Source organism: Pedobacter nutrimenti (assembly GCF_032678445.1).
Taxonomy (GTDB): Bacteria; Bacteroidota; Bacteroidia; order Sphingobacteriales; family Sphingobacteriaceae; genus Pedobacter; species Pedobacter nutrimenti_A.
Genome location: NZ_JAVTSQ010000004.1, coordinates 80,102 through 97,618, shown reverse-complemented (window position 1 = coordinate 97,618; position 17,517 = coordinate 80,102). Strand labels below are relative to the sequence as shown.

The window sequence follows — 17,517 nt, the reverse complement described above, 5'->3', positions numbered from 1 at the left end:
CTGATAACATCATGAAAACAAAAATATTATATATACTTATTGCAGCTTTTGGATGCGCAGGCACTCTAAGCTCTTGTACCAAACTGGATGAAGAAGTCTACTCTGAAGTACTTCCTTCCAAGTTCACCCCAACTGAAAAAGATCTCCCAACCATTCTGGCACCTACCTATGCCTCTCTCAGAACGGTGATGTGTGGATGGCAGGGGTATTTTGACCTGCAGGAAGAGGCTGCAGACTGTATCATTACACCCGTTCGGCCAAACGGATGGGATGATGCCGGAACCTACCGCCGGATGCACCAGCATACCTGGACTACCCAGGAATGGCAGCCATACAACACCTGGATAAATGCCTTTGCCACCATCACCAAAACCAATACCATCCTTTCTCAAATTGATGCGGGCACCCTTCAGCTGGGCGATATCAAAGCAGGGGTAGTTGCAGAACTCCGCGCGGTCAGAGCCTTTGGCTATTACCTGTTGCTGGACAACCATGGAAATGTTCCAATCATTACCAAAGTAGATCCCAATGATAAAACTCTCCCTAAACAAAACACCAGAGCCGAAGTGTATGCTTTCGTAGTAAAAGAACTCAATGAAATTATGCCCTCGCTGAGCGAGGATGCAAAAACCACTTATGGCAGGTTAAACAAATGGGGTGTAAAAGCCTTGCTGGCTAAAATATATCTGAACTCAGAGGTCTACGTGGGTACCGCTGAATATGCCAAATGTATCAAAGAAGCCAATGATATCATAGCCAGTGGCAAATACCGTCTGGACAACAATTACTCAGATGTATTTACTTATACCAACCAAAACTCTGCAGAAATCATATTTGCCATTCCATATGATGAAATTTATGGCGTAGGCAACCAGATTCACATGAAAACACTGGACCCTCTAAGCCAGGGTGTATACCAGATGACTGCTCAGCCTTGGGGTGGAAATTGTGCTGTACCTCAGTTTATCAACACCTATGACCCAGAAGACAGCAGGTTGAAAGACTCCTGGATCCAGGGGCCACAATCCAATCCTTTGACCGGACAGATACTCATCACCTACGTCAACTCAGTACCGGGAATGGGTGGTCTGGACGGCATAGTTGCGCCAAGCAATGCAGGTTTTAGAATTGGAAAATTTGTGATCAAACAAAAAGCCACCAACAACCTGGACAATGACTTTCCTTTCCTTCGTTACGGAGATGTACTGATGATGAAAGCAGAAGCCTTGTTGAGAACAGGTGATCCTGATGGGGCGGCTAGCCTCGTTACCCAGGTAAGACAGCGTGCCTTTAAAAGCAATGCATCCAAAGCGACGGTCAGAGGTGCCGACTTGCTTAAAGGAAGTGTTTATCAGTACGGATTGCAAGCACCTGATGGAACGATATCCGCTTCAAATGGTGGTACTGATATTAAGTATGGCCGCTTCCTGGATGAACTGGGATGGGAATTTGCCGCAGAAGCACATCGTCGACAAGACCTGATCCGCTTTGGGATATATGAGACCAAACAATGGTTCAACCACTCCCCGAAATCCCCAACCCGCAGTTTATTTCCAATTCCGCAGGATGAAATTGCGAAAAACCCTAATTTAAAGCAGAATCCAGGTTATTAAAGGCATTACGTTGAAGTCAAACCTATTATTCTTATAAAAAAGAAGGATAAGATCGAAGGCCTTTTAAGCTTAGGCGGGCCGAAAAAGCCCGCAAACCTTAAAAGGCCTTCTCCCTTATTCCTTCTTTTTTTTAGGAGCATACATAGCAAGGTGGCCATCTGCACCAAAGAACTGGTTCATAAATTAAGCCCAGGCTTTATCGCCCTTCTTATAAGGAACAGATCCATCGAAGCGTCCAGGCACGGCAATATATCTTAATGCTTGTGTACAACCAGGTTCTGAGGTGAAATACCCCAGCATGGTCAATTGCTTCATCATAGTGAAATAATGATTTGGCAAGCCAGCAAAGTCTTTGTTCTTTTTACGCTCTATCTCTTCTAAACCACCTTTTTTTGATTGATATTCTTTCGCTTCTTTATCAAGATTTACCAGTAAAGACAGTCTTTGTGCCGGGGTCACTTTTAAAAAAACTGAACCATGCATTTTTTTACAGGCTGCATCAAGTTGACTAATGCCAGCATAAAAAGCTTTTTGATCTTTATCTTCATAGCAATCATTCACCATAACCGTCATAAAAGTGCCAACCTTAGCTGCTTTAGCACCAGGGCTTTTAGTGGCAGGCAGGATGGTTTCAGAAACTTCGTTCAAAAAATCTACCTCTTCGGGAGTAAAATCTATTGCATTTTTTGCTTTCTTTTTTCCAGGGCTGCAACCAACCAACAAAGCATTACCTCCGATCATCACGCCCCCGGTAAGCAGCGCAATCATTTTTAAAAGTTCTCTTCTTTCCATAAGGCTAGATATTATTTTTCTTCAACTCACTCACGGCATAATCTACAGCTCTTGCTGTTAGCGCCATATAAGTTAGCGAGGGATTTTGGCAGGCAGATGAAGTCATACAGGCACCATCAGTAACAAATACATTCATACAATCCCATACCTGGTTCCATTTATTCAAAACAGATGTTTTTGGATCCATGCCCATTCTTGCCGTGCCCATCTCATGAATACCGTGTCCTAAAGCATGGCCGCCATCCCAGGTATGAATATTTTTTACACCTATAGCATCAAACATCGCCCGCATTTCTTCCTGCATATCTTTACGCATTTTGAATTCATTCTCTTTTAATTCTGCGTCCATAGCCAAAACAGGCAAGCCCCATTTGTCTTTCTTATGAGGATCCAGCGAAACTTTATTCTCATGATAAGGAAGAATTTCACCAAATGCAGTTGCTCCAATTGTCCATTGGCCTGGTTCTGTCAAAGCATCTTTAAAATCTCCGCCAATATTTAACTCCGCAATCTCTCTGCTCCATCCCTCTCTGCTTGCTCCCCCCTGGTAACCAAAACCACGTAGATAATCTCTTTTATCACCACCTAAATTGGCAAATCTTGGAATGTAAAAACCGTTCGCTCTCCGTCCAAATACATATTGATCTTCATAACCTTCAACAGTACCCGACGCACCTATATTATAATGATGATCCATTACATTATGTCCCAATTCACCACTGCTGCTTCCCAATCCACCTGGCCACACATCAGTTGCCGAATTAAATAAGATCCATGCCGTGTTTAGAGTTGAAGCGCATAAAAAGACAATTTTACTTTTAAACTCATAAGTTTGATTGTTTTCAGTATCCAGAATCTCAACACCCCGCGCTTTTTTAGTATCCTTGTCATACAAAACCTGCTTCACTAAGGAATAAGGCCTCACCGTCAGGTTTCCTGTTTTCATTGCAGCCGGTAAAGTAGAAGACTGTGTACTGAAATATCCACCAAAAGGACATCCTTCCCAACATCTGTTTCTGAACTGACACTTTGTTCTTCCGGGAATCTCGGCAGTAAGATTTGCAGTCCGGCCAATAATCAAATGCCTTTTTTCCTTATAATGCTTTTTGATTCTTGCTGCCATGTCTTTCTCCACACAATTCAGCTCCATAGGTGGCAAAAAATGTCCATCTGGCAAATGGGCAAGGTTTTCGTGTGAACCGCTGATTCCTGCAAATTTCTCTACATGGTCATACCATGGAGCCAGATCAGCATAGCCAATTGGCCATGGGGTTGCTATACCTTCCTTCTCATTCGCCTCAAAATCCATTTGACTCCAGCGATAAGATTGTCGTCCCCATAAAATAGAGCGTCCACCCATTCGATAACTGCGCCACCAGGTAAAGGGTTTTATTTCTGTATAGGGACAATCTTCTTCATTTGCCCAGGCATCCATAACGGCTTCTGAAGCTGCCCATCCACGATGGATAACAGGATACTTCTTTCTTTGTTCAGCGGTCGTACTTCCGCGGTGTTCAAACTCCCATGGATTTTTCTGAGCAGTTTTATAATCTTTAATATGATCGTAAGGGCCACCCCTCTCTAACATCAGGACTTTTAAGCCTTTTTCACAAAGTTCCTTTGCGGCCCAGCCCCCGCTGATCCCGGAACCAACTACAATTGCATCGTATGTATTTTCCATAATCAGCAGTATGTTGAAATTTCATGCATAAGATATATTTGGTTTTATCCCAGCTGCTCCAAAACAACCAGGGTCATTCATTTTAAATTTACAGGAATATGTAAGCGCCGCGCAACTGTTATTTACTAAAAAAAATATGCTATCTGATCAACTTTCAGAATAAAGTATCCTATATTAGGTTAATATAGCAGTTAAAAACAACAGGCATCAATTCACATGAAAACACTCATTCAGAAAATTCACGTAGAAGAGCACCATTCTTTCGCCTGCCGGACCTACAAAACGCCTGATTTTGAAACCGCCTGGCACAAGCATCCCGAATGTGAATTAATTCTGATTACCGAAGGAAACGGGACAGCTTTGATTGGTGATTACATTGGAGAGTACAAACCCGGCGATGTCTTTTTCCTGAGCCCTAATGTTCCGCACTGGTTTAGAAAATCACAGCAAACAACAATTGGAAGTGCAATAGTCATTCATTTTTTAAGAGACTTTTGGGGAGAGGCATTTTTATCCTTGCCTGAAATGAAAAATGTATCCAGGCAATTAGACAATAAAAATATGGGTATCCAATTACTGGGCAACTGCACAAGTGATATCGCTTTATGCATTAAACAGCTGGAATATGCTGAAGGAATGGAACGTATTCATCTGCTATTAAACTGCATGCAAAAAATCAGCGTTTCCTCTGTGCAAAAAGTAATTACCACGGCCTTTCATACCATCACCAGTGGTGAAGAAAATTCTGTCATTGAAAAAATAATAGACTATTCTTTCAAAAATTTCCTGAAACCTATTTCTCTTAAAGAAGTTGCAGAAATTACCAGTATGTCAATTCCCTCCTTCTGCCGGTTTTTTAAAAGAAATATTAAAAAAAGCTATTTTGATTTTATCAGGGAAATCAGGATTGGCCATGCTTGTAAACTTCTGAGAGAAACCAGCCGGCCAGTTCTGGATATTTGTTATGATAGCGGTTATAACAGCTCGGCACATTTCACTAAACAATTTAAAGCGGTAACCAAAATTCCTCCCACACAATATAGAAAACAACATATCAAGTAATCAATCCCTACAAAACTGTCACTTCCCTGCCCTCGAGCTTAAATTTTACATCACCCGTCAATTCCAGCATATGTAATACGCTAGATAAATCCTCATATTTAGAAATAGAACCACCAAAACTTAAATGTGCAGTATTATTATTCTCAAAAACAACCTCCACATCATACCACCTGGAAATCTGCTTCATTATATTTTCCATAGACTCATTTCTAAAAGAAAACTCTCCATCCTTCCAGGCCACCGCACTCACCACATCCGCCTGCCTTACCCCAATCTTAGCCCCCAAATTTAAGGCCATGTCTCCCGGTTTCAACACCACACTACGCTGAGCAACACTCTTCCCAACCGTATTTAAGGAGGGCGGTCCGACTGGCGGAGTAATCAGCCTTACACTTCCTTCCAGTAAAGCGGTCCTGGTCTCGTTATCATCAGCATAACAACGCACATCAAAATGCGTCCCCAAAACCTCAACCACCTGCCCATTGCTCTCCACTAAAAAAGGTTTGGATCTATCCTTAGAAACTTCGAAATAGGCTTCGCCGCTCAACTTAACCCTACGTTCTCCACGCCCGTTAAAAGAAATAGGATATGTTAAAGTTGAAGCAGCGTTTAGCCATATCATCGTGCCATCCGGCAATGAGATTTTATAATTTCCACCACGAGGTGTTTCAATTCTGTTCATTTCAGCAATACTCGCTCCACCGGGATGATCCGTATATACAATCTTCCCGTCCCCGGTTTTAACCACTCTGGTATCAGCCTCCATTGCTAACAAACCAATATTTGCACCTTCCAAACGGATGCGTTCTCCACCGTTCAAAACCAAAAATGCCTTGTTCGAACCCGGCCCTATATCATTTGCAAACCGCTTATAATGCAATGGATCTTTAAAGAAATAAACAAACAAGACCATAAAAGCAACACCAGCTGCAGCCAAAACTGCCCAGCGCACATTCAGGCGCAATAATCGCTTTGGCTTCAGCACCACAAAAGCAAGCTCACGATCAATAGCCGTCTGCATCTCCTCTCTTATACTCTCCAGTTCAAGTTCTGACAAGCCAGAAGGTTCATTTTCCCGAAATTCATGCACCAGATATCGCACCTGTACAAGTTCTGAGCGGGTACATTTCCCTGTTTGAAACCTTTCCATTAAGTCTTGTATTTGTTGATTGTCCATAACTCAACTATTATATTTCTTAAATAAATATCAACCCGTATAAAAAACAAGAATTTCAATTTTCGAAAGGAGAATAAGCGTTAATAAGAAAGCGTACGATACAATAAATGAATCAAAAAATTGAAACCCAAACTTATTCCATAAAAACAAAAAATAATGGAATTATAACATCAATTACTGGTACTTCAGATACGGATGAAATCATGAAACTGACCGAAAGTGTTTACAGAGTCCAACGAATCGTTCACAGAGTCCAATTTTTAACGCTTTTAGAACTTTATTTTTGAATAAAATAAAACTAAACCATTCAGAAAAATGTCAGACTACCTAAACCCAAACTCCAGCAGCTATATTCCTCCTGATCTGGAGCTCGTAAAAAAACTCGAGCAGCTTATTAAAAGCCATTTCAGACAGAACCACGATCATGAATACTATGCCGCATCACTCCATCTCACACTAACACGACTCAATCGGATTACAAAATTTTATCTTGATAAAACCGTATACGAAATGCTCCAGGATTGCATCCATAATGAAGCCAAATTATTACTTTCCACCACCACTCTGTCTTCCAAACAAATTGCCTTCGAACTCGGCATTTGCGATCCATCCTATTTCGGGAAGTGTTTTCGGAAGCTGGAAGGCGTCACACCTAAGGTTTTCAGAAAAAATCACCAAAACACCACAATTCGAAGTTAAAATTCCACTTTATTAACCTTGAACCCCATAGGTTTGAGGTATGAAGGAGATAAAAATCACCCAATTGCTCACCAGCAAAACCTATACGCTGGACCGATACTTCGCTGAGATCTCTCGTTACCCAGCACTTAGTCTGGAGGAAGAAACTATACTAGGCAAAAAAGCACGCGAAGGCGATGCAAACGCCAGGGAAAAACTCATTCGCTGCAACCTCCGCTTTGTGATCACCGTTGCAAAAAAATACCAGGACTACGGCGTAGCCCTAGGTGACCTGATCAATGACGGGAACATAGGACTGATTAAAGCGGCCTCCAAATACGATGAAACCAAAGGTTTTAAATTCATTTCCTTCGCCGTTTGGGAAATCCGGCAAAGCATCACCCACAGCCTTACAAAAATAAGGCGTTTAGTCCGCCTCCCAGGAAACATCATAACCGGCTACGCCAAAATTGCACAAGCATCACAAAAACTGGAACAACAACTCGAACGTCCCCCAAACCTCAAAGAAATCTCAGACCTCACACAACTGAACGAAAAACATATCCTGGAATGCCTAAGCACCGTATCGCATCCCATATCCCTCTACAAACCCTCCTCCCAAGACCAGAACAGTAATATACTCCTGGATCAGATCCCAAATATCCAGGCAGAAGCACCAGATCAGGAATTCCATACCCACTCCCTCAAATCAGACCTCAACAGGCTCCTCAGTAAACTCAGAAAACGCGAACAACAAATCCTCCGTTTGCATTACGGGCTAGATGTCGCTTATCCAATGACAATAAAGGACATCGCAACACAGATGAAAATAAGTCCGGTAACCGTACAAAAAATACAAGCCAGATCCATAAAAATCTTGAAAGAATACGCAAAAACAGACTTGAAAGGCTACCTATAAAAAGTTGATCACTCTTTAGTCGAAAAGTGCTAAAAGAATAAAATTACGAAAACCCGTCGCTCTCCTCTCTGCAATTTGCTACGGAAAATTCTCGTACACTGCGGAAAGGCCTCAGAGATCTGCGGCTTCTTCAGCCGCCTGATATCGTCAGCCTTGAAGCAGTTGTACAGAATTTTCCGACACAATTCACCTCCATAAATTATCTCTGCAAGCAACCATGACTTAACGTGGTCCAATCTTAAGCTTTAAAACCCCATTTTTCAACGGAATCTTAAACTTATTTCTCTCCGTTTCAAAACTACCCAGCAAACCATAAACAACAGAAGAAGCAACTGATTGCTCAATACCTAAATATGCATGATCTGTATATTCATCCGCTGGATAGAGCTCCACCTCCACAGCCTTACTTTGCACATCATAACTAACACTCTTAAAAGTGCCCGCATCCAAAACCAACCACAAGCCTATCGGAGCAATATACACCCTGGATTTAGATGCCGTAGTCACTTCAACATGAACCAACGCCTTTCTCACCTCCAGATTCCCACCAAAAGCCAACCAACCCAACTCCTTATCCTCGGTGATATAAGTCGCGGAATTTACCGCATAACCAAAAAAACCAGAACCATAATCACCGGAAAGCCCATCAATCTTCATCGTAGAAGGAAAAGAATGGAAAGCCGCCGGGCCAAATCCATCATCAGTAATATTTCCAATAGAGCCCATTAAACCTCCATAACCAACCCTCAGCAAATGAAGATCATCTGGATGTGACCTAAAAGCCTTGAGAACAGGAATCGCATTCAAACCCGAACCATAATGATGCAGCTGACGCTCAATTCTCGACAACTTACCCCCATACAGAAAATCCCAGTACCTTCTCGCACTTCCGTTATACCCCCAACTTGGCAATGTAGGCATATACCCAAGAATCGCGTTCAAGGTTACATCCGCTTTATCGGTATACCCAAAATAATCGGACCACATATATACTTCCTCCTGCCCGGTAGAATCCCAGGGCATTTCACTGCCAAAAGGATACTTTAAAGACCGCCAGTGATCCGCACGTGCCCGCATCGCCTTTTCCAAAAGGTTGGCCTGTTGAACAAGGCCTTCATCTTTCAGATCCTTCAAAATCAGCAAAAACACTGTCCCCTCCATTTGACCAAACTCAGCATAAGTTGGCGCAAGTGACACCATGGCCATCGACGTATGAAAAGCCAGGTCCAGATACCATCTCCAATCCTTTCCGGTCACTAATCCCTGATGGTTTCTCGCCAAACGGTACAAAACCCAGTCTGCTGCCGCTACATGCGGATAATTATAAGACCGGCCTACATCGTTAGCCGCCTTATGGTTCCAGGCCGCCCAGGTTTTATAATTGATGTCCGGGCTGTAAGTCCCTGCAGGAACCGAATCCGGCTGGTAATAAAACAGACTCTTCTTTACGCCATATTTCTCCGGACCATCTTTAACCTGCAACCCGCCCCAAAGGGTACTGTCTGCAAACCGCTGCAGTTTACGGATTTCAAGGGCATCAGGCTGCACCAGTTGTTTCATCATGGCGCCCAACCAGCCACCGGCACCGCCTTCATCGCTCAGCCCGGAAATCCAGACCCGGCCTTCCTGTTTTACCTGCTCCTTCTTTTCATAATCATAACTGATCACAGAAGGGCTTCGCTTAAACAGGTCATGAGGTTCATCAAACCATTGTTCCCGGGTTAAAAAATGCCCATAATCTGCAATCACCTCCGTTTCTGGTTTGATCACTTTATAACTAATGGTCTGTTCCAATCCATCCTGATAAGTCAAAGTTAAACGGGCATTGCCCCATTTTTTTCCCTTCACCTCATAAGTAGTCCACCCTTCAACAGAAATACCTTTCCGCTGCCACTGAAGTGCCCCTTCCGGCGCCACTTTAATCGCTTTGATCTGAGCAGGGTATTTAAGAAACAATTTTGCATTGACATCCATTGGCAGGATATAACCTGGTACACCAATGGCAACAGGTCTGCGCTCTTGTATGAGCTTTGCTTCAATTCCTCCAATAGAATCTGCGAGTACAAATTTAAGTCCATAAACCCTGGTTTCTCCAGCTTTTAGCACAACAGAACGAGCTTCGTTCCACTGTTCTGCCCCTTTCCAATCCTGCTCTGTCCTTGCTTTACTGTAAACCATCCATTCATGGAACCCCTCAAAAGCAATTCCTCTGGGGGTGGGATCATCCAACAAAGGACTATAAGCTTCCAGTGGTGTCTTTCCATAAGGAAGCACCAACATAGCCGGACCTTTCCCGGTTAAACGAGTAACCTGCACATATCCCGCGTCCCGGCCAATATAGGGATCATAAAATACATTGCCCGCATGGGTTTCTTCCAGTGATTTCCCTTCCAGAATATTATTAAATACCATCGGGATACCCAATGCACCCAACTCAACAGGGCTTGCGCTGGTATTGCTGATCCTGAACAGCAAGATCAGGCTGTTCTGATCCTTTATCCAGTAGCGCCTCACATTTAAGGGAAGATTTTGAGCTAAAGTGGCTGAAAGATCTGCGGCAGCAAGGGTGTCTCCCAGGGCAGTTAAAGTCTTGATTTCATGACGCTGGCTTGCCGTGGAAAACTTTTGCCAGGAAAGAGAAGGATCTGTTCTCAATTGCAAATTGAGGTCTCCAAGATGATAAAACCCATCCTTCCCCCTTTTTTCCAGCCAGTCTGCAGGTGTATAATCAAAGTCGGCCTCACCTTCAGGCTGCAGTCCTGCAGCAGTTTGTGAAGATTTAACAAGTTTAAGCCGGAAAGGGCCTGCTTTAAGATCTATTATTCCCGGTTTCAGATCCAGGGTAGTCGGCCTTGCCGCAATTTCCTTCCATCGGTCCTGGGCTTTCCCGGAGAAACACAGAGCGCCTTGCAGCAATACGAATACAATTATTTTAGGATTAATGGGCATAATTTTGGGGTTTGGGTGAAACAAGCAAATCAAAACCTAAAATTAAGTGCCTGCCCCACCAATATTTCACCATAAATTGTCTGATTATAGCCTATTTTTAGCACATAACGACAAAGGCTCCCTACATCTGGCCAATAATTAAGCCTATTTCAATCTAAAAAACAAAAAGAGAGTTAATTTTGGTAAAGTTTGGATCAATTCAGAGTCAGAGAATTTAAACAGGAATGCCGATGTTTGATCAGATGCCTTATTTGTTTAGACCAATTTGATTTGATAAAATGAAGATACCTTTCCTGTTCAAAACCGCTGTGACAAGCTTCACCCTGCTTATACTCTGCCATGAGGTAAAAGCACAACATACAACAACAAAAACCTATAGTCATGCCGATACCCTCCGGGGGAGCCTGACACCTGAACGGTCCTGGTGGGATGTCCAGCGTTACGACATCAGTGTTAAGCCGGATTATACAGCCAAAACCATTGAAGGAAAGAACAGCATCACTTATCTTGTCACTGCAAATCCAGGCCATAAACGCATGCAAATTGACCTGAAAGCCCCGCTTTCCATAGACAGCATTTTATTAAACGGATCAAAAAAAATCAACTTTACCCAAGATGGTAATGCCTGGCTGCTTGACCTACCTGATCAGAAAAAGGCCAGTATTCAAAAAATTGAGATCTTCTATCATGGTAAAGTACATGAAGCCATTCGTGCGCCCTGGGATGGTGGATGGATCTTTACTAAAGACGCACAGGGCCGTCCCTGGATGACTGTGGCCTGCCAGGGTGCTGCAGGAGCTTCCATCTGGTATCCATGCAAAGATCATCAAAGTGACGAGCCCGATAAAGGCGCTTCTTTAACTATGACCGTTCCAGACAGTCTAACTGCCGTAGCCAATGGCCGGCTGGCTTCTAAAAAGAACAACGGCAATGGCACAACCAGTTATAAATGGGTAGTGGTTAATCCGATCAATAATTATTGCCTGATTCCCTATATCGGAAAATATGTCAACTTTACGGAGGTCTATCCCGGAGCAAAAGGAAAGCTGGACTTGAGTTACTGGGTGCTGGATTATAACTTGCAAAAAGCCAGATCCTATATGCCTGCAGAGGTAAAATATATGCTTAAGAGTTTTGAATACTGGATGGGTCCCTACCCTTTTTACGAAGATGGTTACAAACTTATTGATGCTCCACATTCGGGCATGGAACATCAAAGCGCGGTGGCTTATGGCAATAAATACCAACCCGGATATGGCGGAAGGGATGCCTCAGGAACAGGCTGGGGTATGAAATGGGATTTCATTATTGTGCATGAAAGCGGACATGAGTGGTTCGGTAACAACATCACCACAAAAGACCTTGCAGACATGTGGGTACATGAAGGCTTTACCAATTATAGTGAAACCCTGTACACTGAATATCGTTTTGGAAAAGAAGCTGGAAATGCCTACAACTATGGCATCAGAAAGGGCATCCGCAACGATCAGCCCATTATTCCGGCGTATAACGTCAACGCACAGGGCAGCGGGGATATGTACCCTAAGGGGGCAAATATGATCCATACCATTCGCCATAGTATAGACAATGACCTGCTGTTCCGCAATATGATCCGAGGCCTAAATAAAACCTTCTATCATCAAACCGTTACCTCTAAAGAAATAGAGAACTATTTGTCTAAACAGGCAGGTTACGATTACAGTAAGGTTTACGATCAATATTTAAGGACCACACAAATCCCGGAACTGGAACTCCGTTTCAACCTGGCAAAAAATGAAGTGGCTTATCGCTGGCGTGACTGTGTAAAAGGTTTTAACCTTCCCCTGGTTTTAAAACAGAAAGAGCTTCGTGTAAAGCTCTTTCCATCAGAACAATTTCAGACCCGAACTTTAAAAGCTGGCGAGGCCTCCTTATTTGAAAAAGGAAACATTGAAAAGGCCTATTATGTCAGCGTTATAACGGAACAGATCTGATCTTATCGGTTTTACTGCGTATCTTGGTCATGATTTCATTTTTATGCGGATCACACTAAAGGAATAAGGCTTCAACTGAAGAGAAAGACGATTGCTCTTTATCGTCAGACTTTGCTCTTTAGGACTCACGTTTACAGCATTACTAAAAGTATTAACGGCATTCAGATCCTGATTTTGCAATAAGATCAGGCGGCCTTTGGCTTCCAGTTTTTTACCTCCGGCAATATTGATCTCTCTGTTGCTGGCTGAAGAAGAGGCATTGATAACCTTTATGATCAGTTCTTTGGTGTTTCTGTCAATTACTGCGGAAGCATAGATACTATCTTGTCCGGCAATGATCTGTCCATCTTCCAGCATCCTCACCACATCTGTTCCTTTGTTCAGAGAATACAATTGCTGCACATAATAATTAGGGGTACCATATACGCTGAGGTTATCTACCCATATCATATCCGGAGTCCACTGCCAGCCTTCCACATTTGCAAATAAAGGAGCGTAAGAGGCCATATGGACCACTGCCGCATTTCTTTCCAGACCGGTCATAAATGCAGCTTCAGCTATGGCAGATTTCCAGTTGTTCTTATCGCGAGGGTTGACAATGCCATTCGGATGCGCTGCATATTCGCCTGCAAAAACTTTAGAGCCATTCCGGTCATAATTGTCATAGCGCCTGGCATTCTCCAGGAACCATTCCGGAGAACGGTAGTAATGTTCATCAATAATGTCGGCTTTCGCTTTCCTGAGCGATTGGTTCAGGAGGTCGAAACGCTCGCCATTGGGGTCTGTCCCCGAGCTGTTGACCAGTTTAATTTCAGGGTATTTACTTTTCACTGCTTTGGTAAATAAGGCCAGGCGCTCCAAATACTGGGGCCCCCAGTTCTCATTACCAATACCCATCATTTTTAAATGGAACGGCTCGGGGTGCCCCATGTCGGCTCTAACCTTGCCCCAGGTGGTGTTCACATCGCCATTGGCAAATTCGACCAGGTCCAGCGCATCCTGGATATAGGGATCCAGTTCGTCCACCGGAACCAGTTCTGCGGTATTGAACTGACAGGCCATACCGCAATTCAGGATCGGAAGTGGCTCTGCTCCTATGTCTTCCGAAAGCTGGAAATATTCATAAAATCCCAGGCCAAAGGTCTGGTAATAGTCTGGTGATGGCCGGTGGGCAAATTCTGTGTTCCAGCGGTTCACCATCAGTTTGCGATTTTCTACCGGCCCTATAGTTTTTTTCCATTGGTAACGGGTCGAAAGCTCATGCCCCTCTACGATACATCCTCCGGGAAAACGAATAAAACCTGGCTTCATATCGGCCAGCATTTGTACCATATCTCTTCTCAGACCACCCTTTCTGTTTTTCCAGGTATCGCCTGGGAACAAGGAAATCTGGTCCAGGTCTATTTGCCCCGCACCTTCAAACCAAAGGTTAAATTTGGCTTTATTTAGCGTTTCAGAAGCAGAAAAGCTCAGGGATTGTTTTCTCCATTGATTGTCCTGATGTTCGGGTATTAAAACACCTGTACCAATTACCCGACCGGTACTATCGATCAGTTCAGCATGCAATTTCAGGCCTGGGCTGGCATTTCTGTAGTAAATAGAAAAATCGTAGTTCAGGTCCTTTTTAACCCCTATACCCTTGAACCCTTCGTTGGTCAGGCTGAGATCAGCTTTGTCAGAACCCCTGGACACGACCCTTAGAAACCGAGGGTTATTGGCATCTGCTTCCCCTTTGTTCAACACCAATATATCGCCTTCCTGTTTTTTTTGCCCCTGAACCGTCCAGCCCATGAAGGGTTTATAGAATTCGAAAGAACGGTTCTTGATCAGTTCAGCATATATACCTCCATCGGCCCCCATATTGATGTCTTCAAAAAATACGCCCCACATTTCAGGCTGTACCTGGGCTGTGATCTGATCCGGGTTCACCACAAAAGTTTTACTTTTTTGTGCCTGTGCATGTAACAGACTACATGCGGCTATGGTCGTAATTAAATATCGTTTTAACATATTATTTCCCTCTTAATCCTTCGGTTGTCATTTTGATGCGCTTCATGGTGCCATCTGTACGGTAAAACAGTTCGTCTATACAAACAGACCTTCGGTAACTGCCACCTGCTGTTGGAATGGAACCATTGTGATAAATGAAATAAGATTTGCCCTTGTAATCAATGATGGCCTGATGATTGGTATTGGAATTTCCAGCCACTTCGTTCAAAATACCTTTAAATTCCCAGGGGCCGATTACTGAACGACTCATGGCGTAAGCGATCTTTTCAGGAAACTGGTAGGCATAAGACAAATAATACCAGCCTTTACGTTTATGTAGCCAGGGGGCTTCAGTAAATCCTGGCAGGTCAACTTTATGGATCGGGCCGTCTTGTTCGGTCATATTGGCTTTGAGCTTTATGTAATAACATTGACTATTGCCCCAGTAAAGATAAGCCTGTCCATCGTCATCAATAAAAACCGTCGGGTCGATGTCATCCCAGCTGATCTTCACATCTGTAGTCATATCATTGGTAATCAGCGCTGTGCCCCTGGCATCTTTAAAAGGACCAATTGGACTATCGGCAACTGCAACGCCTATGGCTTTTCCAGGAATACGACCATGTTCAACAGCTGCATACCAGTAGAACTTTCCGTTTTTCTCGATCACCTGAGAGGCCCAGGCGTCACCTTTCGCCCAGGAAAAATCTCTGGCTTTCAGTGGTGATGGATGTTCTTCCCAGTCAACCAGGTTGGAAGAAGAGTAGACCAGCCATTCATTCATCAGGTAACGTTCCTGTCCGGCAGGCGCTTCATCATGGCCAGTATACAGATAGACCTTATCTTTATAGACCAGGGCTGCCGGATCTGCGGAGTATTTGTCTTTAATAATCGGATTGCCTTCCACAACTTTAACAGACTGTGCAAAGCTATTGAATGCAGGCAGGAAGCACAACGTCAAACAGGCATTGCGTAAAACGGAGGTTTTAAAACTCTTTCTCATCATCCTTTTAGTTAAGTTCAAGTACAACTAAAGAAAAAGGAGGTAATTTCACTTTTAATTTTCCATCTTTCAATACAGCGCCTTTAAAGGGGACAGCTTTTATATAATCCGGCTTCTCAAAGGTATTGTGATCGTCTATTTTAGAAGAGCTTAGTATCCTGCCACTTACTGTTTTAAATTTTGCTCCGTTTACATCAATTTCAATCTCTTCAGTTTTGCTGCTGTTGATATTTACCACAGAAACATGTGTTAGGCCCGCTGCATTTTTTGAAGCAGAGACAGATACCGAGGGCAATTTTTCCTGTCCAAAAACATAATCATCTGTTTTTACTTCTACCGGAAGCAGTGTGGCATCCTGGTGCACTTTGTACATTTCCATAACATGATAGGTTGGAGAAAGCAACATTTTTTCCTTATTGGTTAGAATAACAGCCTGAAGTACATTAACACACTGTGCCAGATTGGCAATTTTAACTCTGTCACTGTGATTATTAAAAATATTCAGGGTCACTCCGGCGATCATAGCATCGCGCATGGTGTTCTGCTGATACAAAAATCCGGGATTAGTGTCTTTCTCTACATCATACCATCCACCCCATTCATCTACAACAAGGGCAACCTTTTTCTTTGGATCGTACTTATCCATGATTGCCGAATGTTTGGCAACAAGTTCCTCCATTTTCAAAGCTGATTTCATGGTTTCAAAATATTGCTGTTCGGTAAAACCAGTTGCGGGACCTTTCTTATCCCAGACCGGAACGGAATAATGATGAAGGGCAATGCCGTCCATCATCTGTAATGGAATGCCCTTCATTAAGGTCTCTGTCCAGTGGTAATCGTCTCCGTTAGCTCCGGATGCGATCTTAAACAGATTGCCTCCTTCCATAAAGGTGGAGTATTTGCGGTATTCTCCTACATAATATTCCGGCGTCATATTGCCTCCACAGCCCCAGGCTTCATTACCAACACCCCAGAATTTCACATTCCATGGCTTGACTTGTCCGTTCTTTACCCTCAGGTCTGACATCGGGCTTTTTCCTTCAAAATTCACATACTGTACCCAGTCTGCAAGCTCCTGAACGGTACCACTTCCGGTATTACCGGCCAGATAAGCTTCAGTACCCAGCAATTTACACATGTTCAAAAAATCATGGGTACCAAAACTATTGTCTTCTGTTACCCCACCCCACATGGTATTAACGACAGACGGTCGCTGCCCTTTTGGCCCGATCCCATCTTTCCAGTGGTAGCGATCTGCAAAACAACCACCAGGCCACCTCAGGTTTGGAATATTTAAATTCTTAAGCGCCGCGATGATGTCATTTCTGACCCCTGCCGTATTAGGGATGCTCGAGTTTTCACCTACATAGAAACCATCATAAATACATCGACCCAAATGCTCTGCAAAATGTCCGTAAATATGTTTGCTGATTATACCGGATGGTTGATCGGCATGTAATTTAACTACAGTTTGCTGGGCAAACAAGCCTTGGCTGCCCAGACTCAGCAAGCAGACATATGTGAATTTGGTTAGTTTTTTTTGGAGTAGGTTCATCAGATGTTATCGGGAATATGTGTTTATAATTTGGTTGCTGCAGGAATTATTTTACCATGATCCATGCTTCATGATTATAAATCGAAAGTAGTAAAAAACATTAAACGTTAAATCAACATTTAAAAG

At 43.3% G+C, this 17,517-nt stretch carries 12 protein-coding genes; 5 read left to right on the top strand and 7 right to left on the bottom strand.

Annotated features, from left to right (window positions below):
- Window positions 1-11 precede the first annotated feature (11 nt).
- Window positions 12-1,613 carry a RagB/SusD family nutrient uptake outer membrane protein gene (locus R2S08_RS07965; protein WP_316834663.1) on the top strand — a complete coding sequence of 534 codons (1,602 nt, stop codon included), beginning with the start codon at window positions 12-14 and terminating at the stop codon, window positions 1,611-1,613.
- A 183-nt stretch (window positions 1,614-1,796) separates the two neighbouring features.
- On the opposite strand, the gene R2S08_RS07960 is transcribed toward R2S08_RS07965, so the two are convergent.
- Entirely contained in the window at window positions 1,797-2,405 is a 609-nt protein-coding gene (locus R2S08_RS07960) for a gluconate 2-dehydrogenase subunit 3 family protein (RefSeq protein ID WP_316834662.1), read from the bottom strand.
- Window positions 2,406-2,409: 4 nt separating this feature from the next.
- Window positions 2,410-4,089 (bottom strand): GMC family oxidoreductase, encoded by a 1,680-nt coding sequence (locus tag R2S08_RS07955; RefSeq protein ID WP_316834955.1) that lies wholly within the window; start codon window positions 4,087-4,089, stop codon window positions 2,410-2,412.
- Window positions 4,090-4,302: 213 nt separating this feature from the next.
- Here R2S08_RS07955 and R2S08_RS07950 point away from each other — a divergent pair, with 213 nt between their 5' ends.
- Window positions 4,303-5,148 carry an AraC family transcriptional regulator gene (locus tag R2S08_RS07950; RefSeq protein WP_316834661.1) on the top strand — a complete coding sequence of 282 codons (846 nt, stop codon included), beginning with the start codon at window positions 4,303-4,305 and terminating at the stop codon, window positions 5,146-5,148.
- A gap of 7 nt (window positions 5,149-5,155) precedes the next feature.
- On the opposite strand, the gene R2S08_RS07945 is transcribed toward R2S08_RS07950, so the two are convergent.
- Window positions 5,156-6,325 carry a FecR family protein gene (locus R2S08_RS07945; RefSeq protein ID WP_316834660.1) on the bottom strand — a complete coding sequence of 390 codons (1,170 nt, stop codon included), beginning with the start codon at window positions 6,323-6,325 and terminating at the stop codon, window positions 5,156-5,158.
- 315 nt (window positions 6,326-6,640) lie between these two features.
- On the opposite strand from R2S08_RS07945, the gene R2S08_RS07940 reads away from it, so the two are divergent.
- Window positions 6,641-7,024, top strand: coding sequence for a helix-turn-helix domain-containing protein (locus tag R2S08_RS07940; RefSeq protein WP_316834659.1), 384 nt, complete (start codon window positions 6,641-6,643; stop codon window positions 7,022-7,024).
- Between the two features lie 40 nt (window positions 7,025-7,064).
- Window positions 7,065-7,922: an RNA polymerase sigma factor RpoD/SigA gene (locus R2S08_RS07935; RefSeq protein WP_316834658.1), complete on the top strand. Its 858-nt coding sequence runs from the start codon at window positions 7,065-7,067 to the stop codon at window positions 7,920-7,922.
- Between the two features lie 222 nt (window positions 7,923-8,144).
- On the opposite strand, the gene R2S08_RS07930 is transcribed toward R2S08_RS07935, so the two are convergent.
- On the bottom strand, window positions 8,145-10,871 hold the full coding sequence (locus tag R2S08_RS07930; protein WP_316834657.1) for a DUF5695 domain-containing protein: 2,727 nt from the start codon (window positions 10,869-10,871) through the stop codon (window positions 8,145-8,147).
- Window positions 10,872-11,149: 278 nt separating this feature from the next.
- Between R2S08_RS07930 and R2S08_RS07925 the strand changes: the two genes are divergently transcribed.
- Window positions 11,150-12,844 (top strand): M1 family metallopeptidase, encoded by a 1,695-nt coding sequence (locus tag R2S08_RS07925; protein ID WP_316834656.1) that lies wholly within the window; start codon window positions 11,150-11,152, stop codon window positions 12,842-12,844.
- Window positions 12,845-12,871: 27 nt separating this feature from the next.
- On the opposite strand, the gene R2S08_RS07920 is transcribed toward R2S08_RS07925, so the two are convergent.
- From R2S08_RS07920 to R2S08_RS07910, 3 genes are read right to left on the bottom strand one after another with little or no spacing between them, the layout of a single operon-like run.
- On the bottom strand, window positions 12,872-14,854 hold the full coding sequence (locus R2S08_RS07920) for an alpha-L-arabinofuranosidase C-terminal domain-containing protein (protein ID WP_316834655.1): 1,983 nt from the start codon (window positions 14,852-14,854) through the stop codon (window positions 12,872-12,874).
- Window position 14,855: 1 nt separating this feature from the next.
- On the bottom strand, window positions 14,856-15,839 hold the full coding sequence (locus R2S08_RS07915; RefSeq protein WP_316834654.1) for a glycoside hydrolase family 43 protein: 984 nt from the start codon (window positions 15,837-15,839) through the stop codon (window positions 14,856-14,858).
- Window positions 15,840-15,843: 4 nt separating this feature from the next.
- The gene (locus R2S08_RS07910; protein ID WP_316834653.1) at window positions 15,844-17,391 is read right to left on the bottom strand and encodes an alpha-N-arabinofuranosidase; all 1,548 of its coding nucleotides are present in this window, start codon (window positions 17,389-17,391) and stop codon (window positions 15,844-15,846) included.
- Window positions 17,392-17,517: the final 126 nt, after the last annotated feature.

What these genes read in the sequence shown, in the direction of transcription:
- R2S08_RS07965 (WP_316834663.1), top strand. Translation starts at nt 12, where the DNA reads ATGAAAACAAAAATATTATATATACTTATTGCAGCTTTTGGATGCGCA.
- R2S08_RS07960 (WP_316834662.1), bottom strand. Translation starts at nt 2,405, where the DNA reads ATGGAAAGAAGAGAACTTTTAAAAATGATTGCGCTGCTTACCGGGGGC.
- R2S08_RS07950 (WP_316834661.1), top strand. Translation starts at nt 4,303, where the DNA reads ATGAAAACACTCATTCAGAAAATTCACGTAGAAGAGCACCATTCTTTC.
- R2S08_RS07945 (WP_316834660.1), bottom strand. Translation starts at nt 6,325, where the DNA reads ATGGACAATCAACAAATACAAGACTTAATGGAAAGGTTTCAAACAGGG.
- R2S08_RS07940 (WP_316834659.1), top strand. Translation starts at nt 6,641, where the DNA reads ATGTCAGACTACCTAAACCCAAACTCCAGCAGCTATATTCCTCCTGAT.
- R2S08_RS07935 (WP_316834658.1), top strand. Translation starts at nt 7,065, where the DNA reads ATGAAGGAGATAAAAATCACCCAATTGCTCACCAGCAAAACCTATACG.
- R2S08_RS07930 (WP_316834657.1), bottom strand. Translation starts at nt 10,871, where the DNA reads ATGCCCATTAATCCTAAAATAATTGTATTCGTATTGCTGCAAGGCGCT.
- R2S08_RS07925 (WP_316834656.1), top strand. Translation starts at nt 11,150, where the DNA reads ATGAAGATACCTTTCCTGTTCAAAACCGCTGTGACAAGCTTCACCCTG.
- R2S08_RS07920 (WP_316834655.1), bottom strand. Translation starts at nt 14,854, where the DNA reads ATGTTAAAACGATATTTAATTACGACCATAGCCGCATGTAGTCTGTTA.
- R2S08_RS07915 (WP_316834654.1), bottom strand. Translation starts at nt 15,839, where the DNA reads ATGATGAGAAAGAGTTTTAAAACCTCCGTTTTACGCAATGCCTGTTTG.
- R2S08_RS07910 (WP_316834653.1), bottom strand. Translation starts at nt 17,391, where the DNA reads ATGAACCTACTCCAAAAAAAACTAACCAAATTCACATATGTCTGCTTG.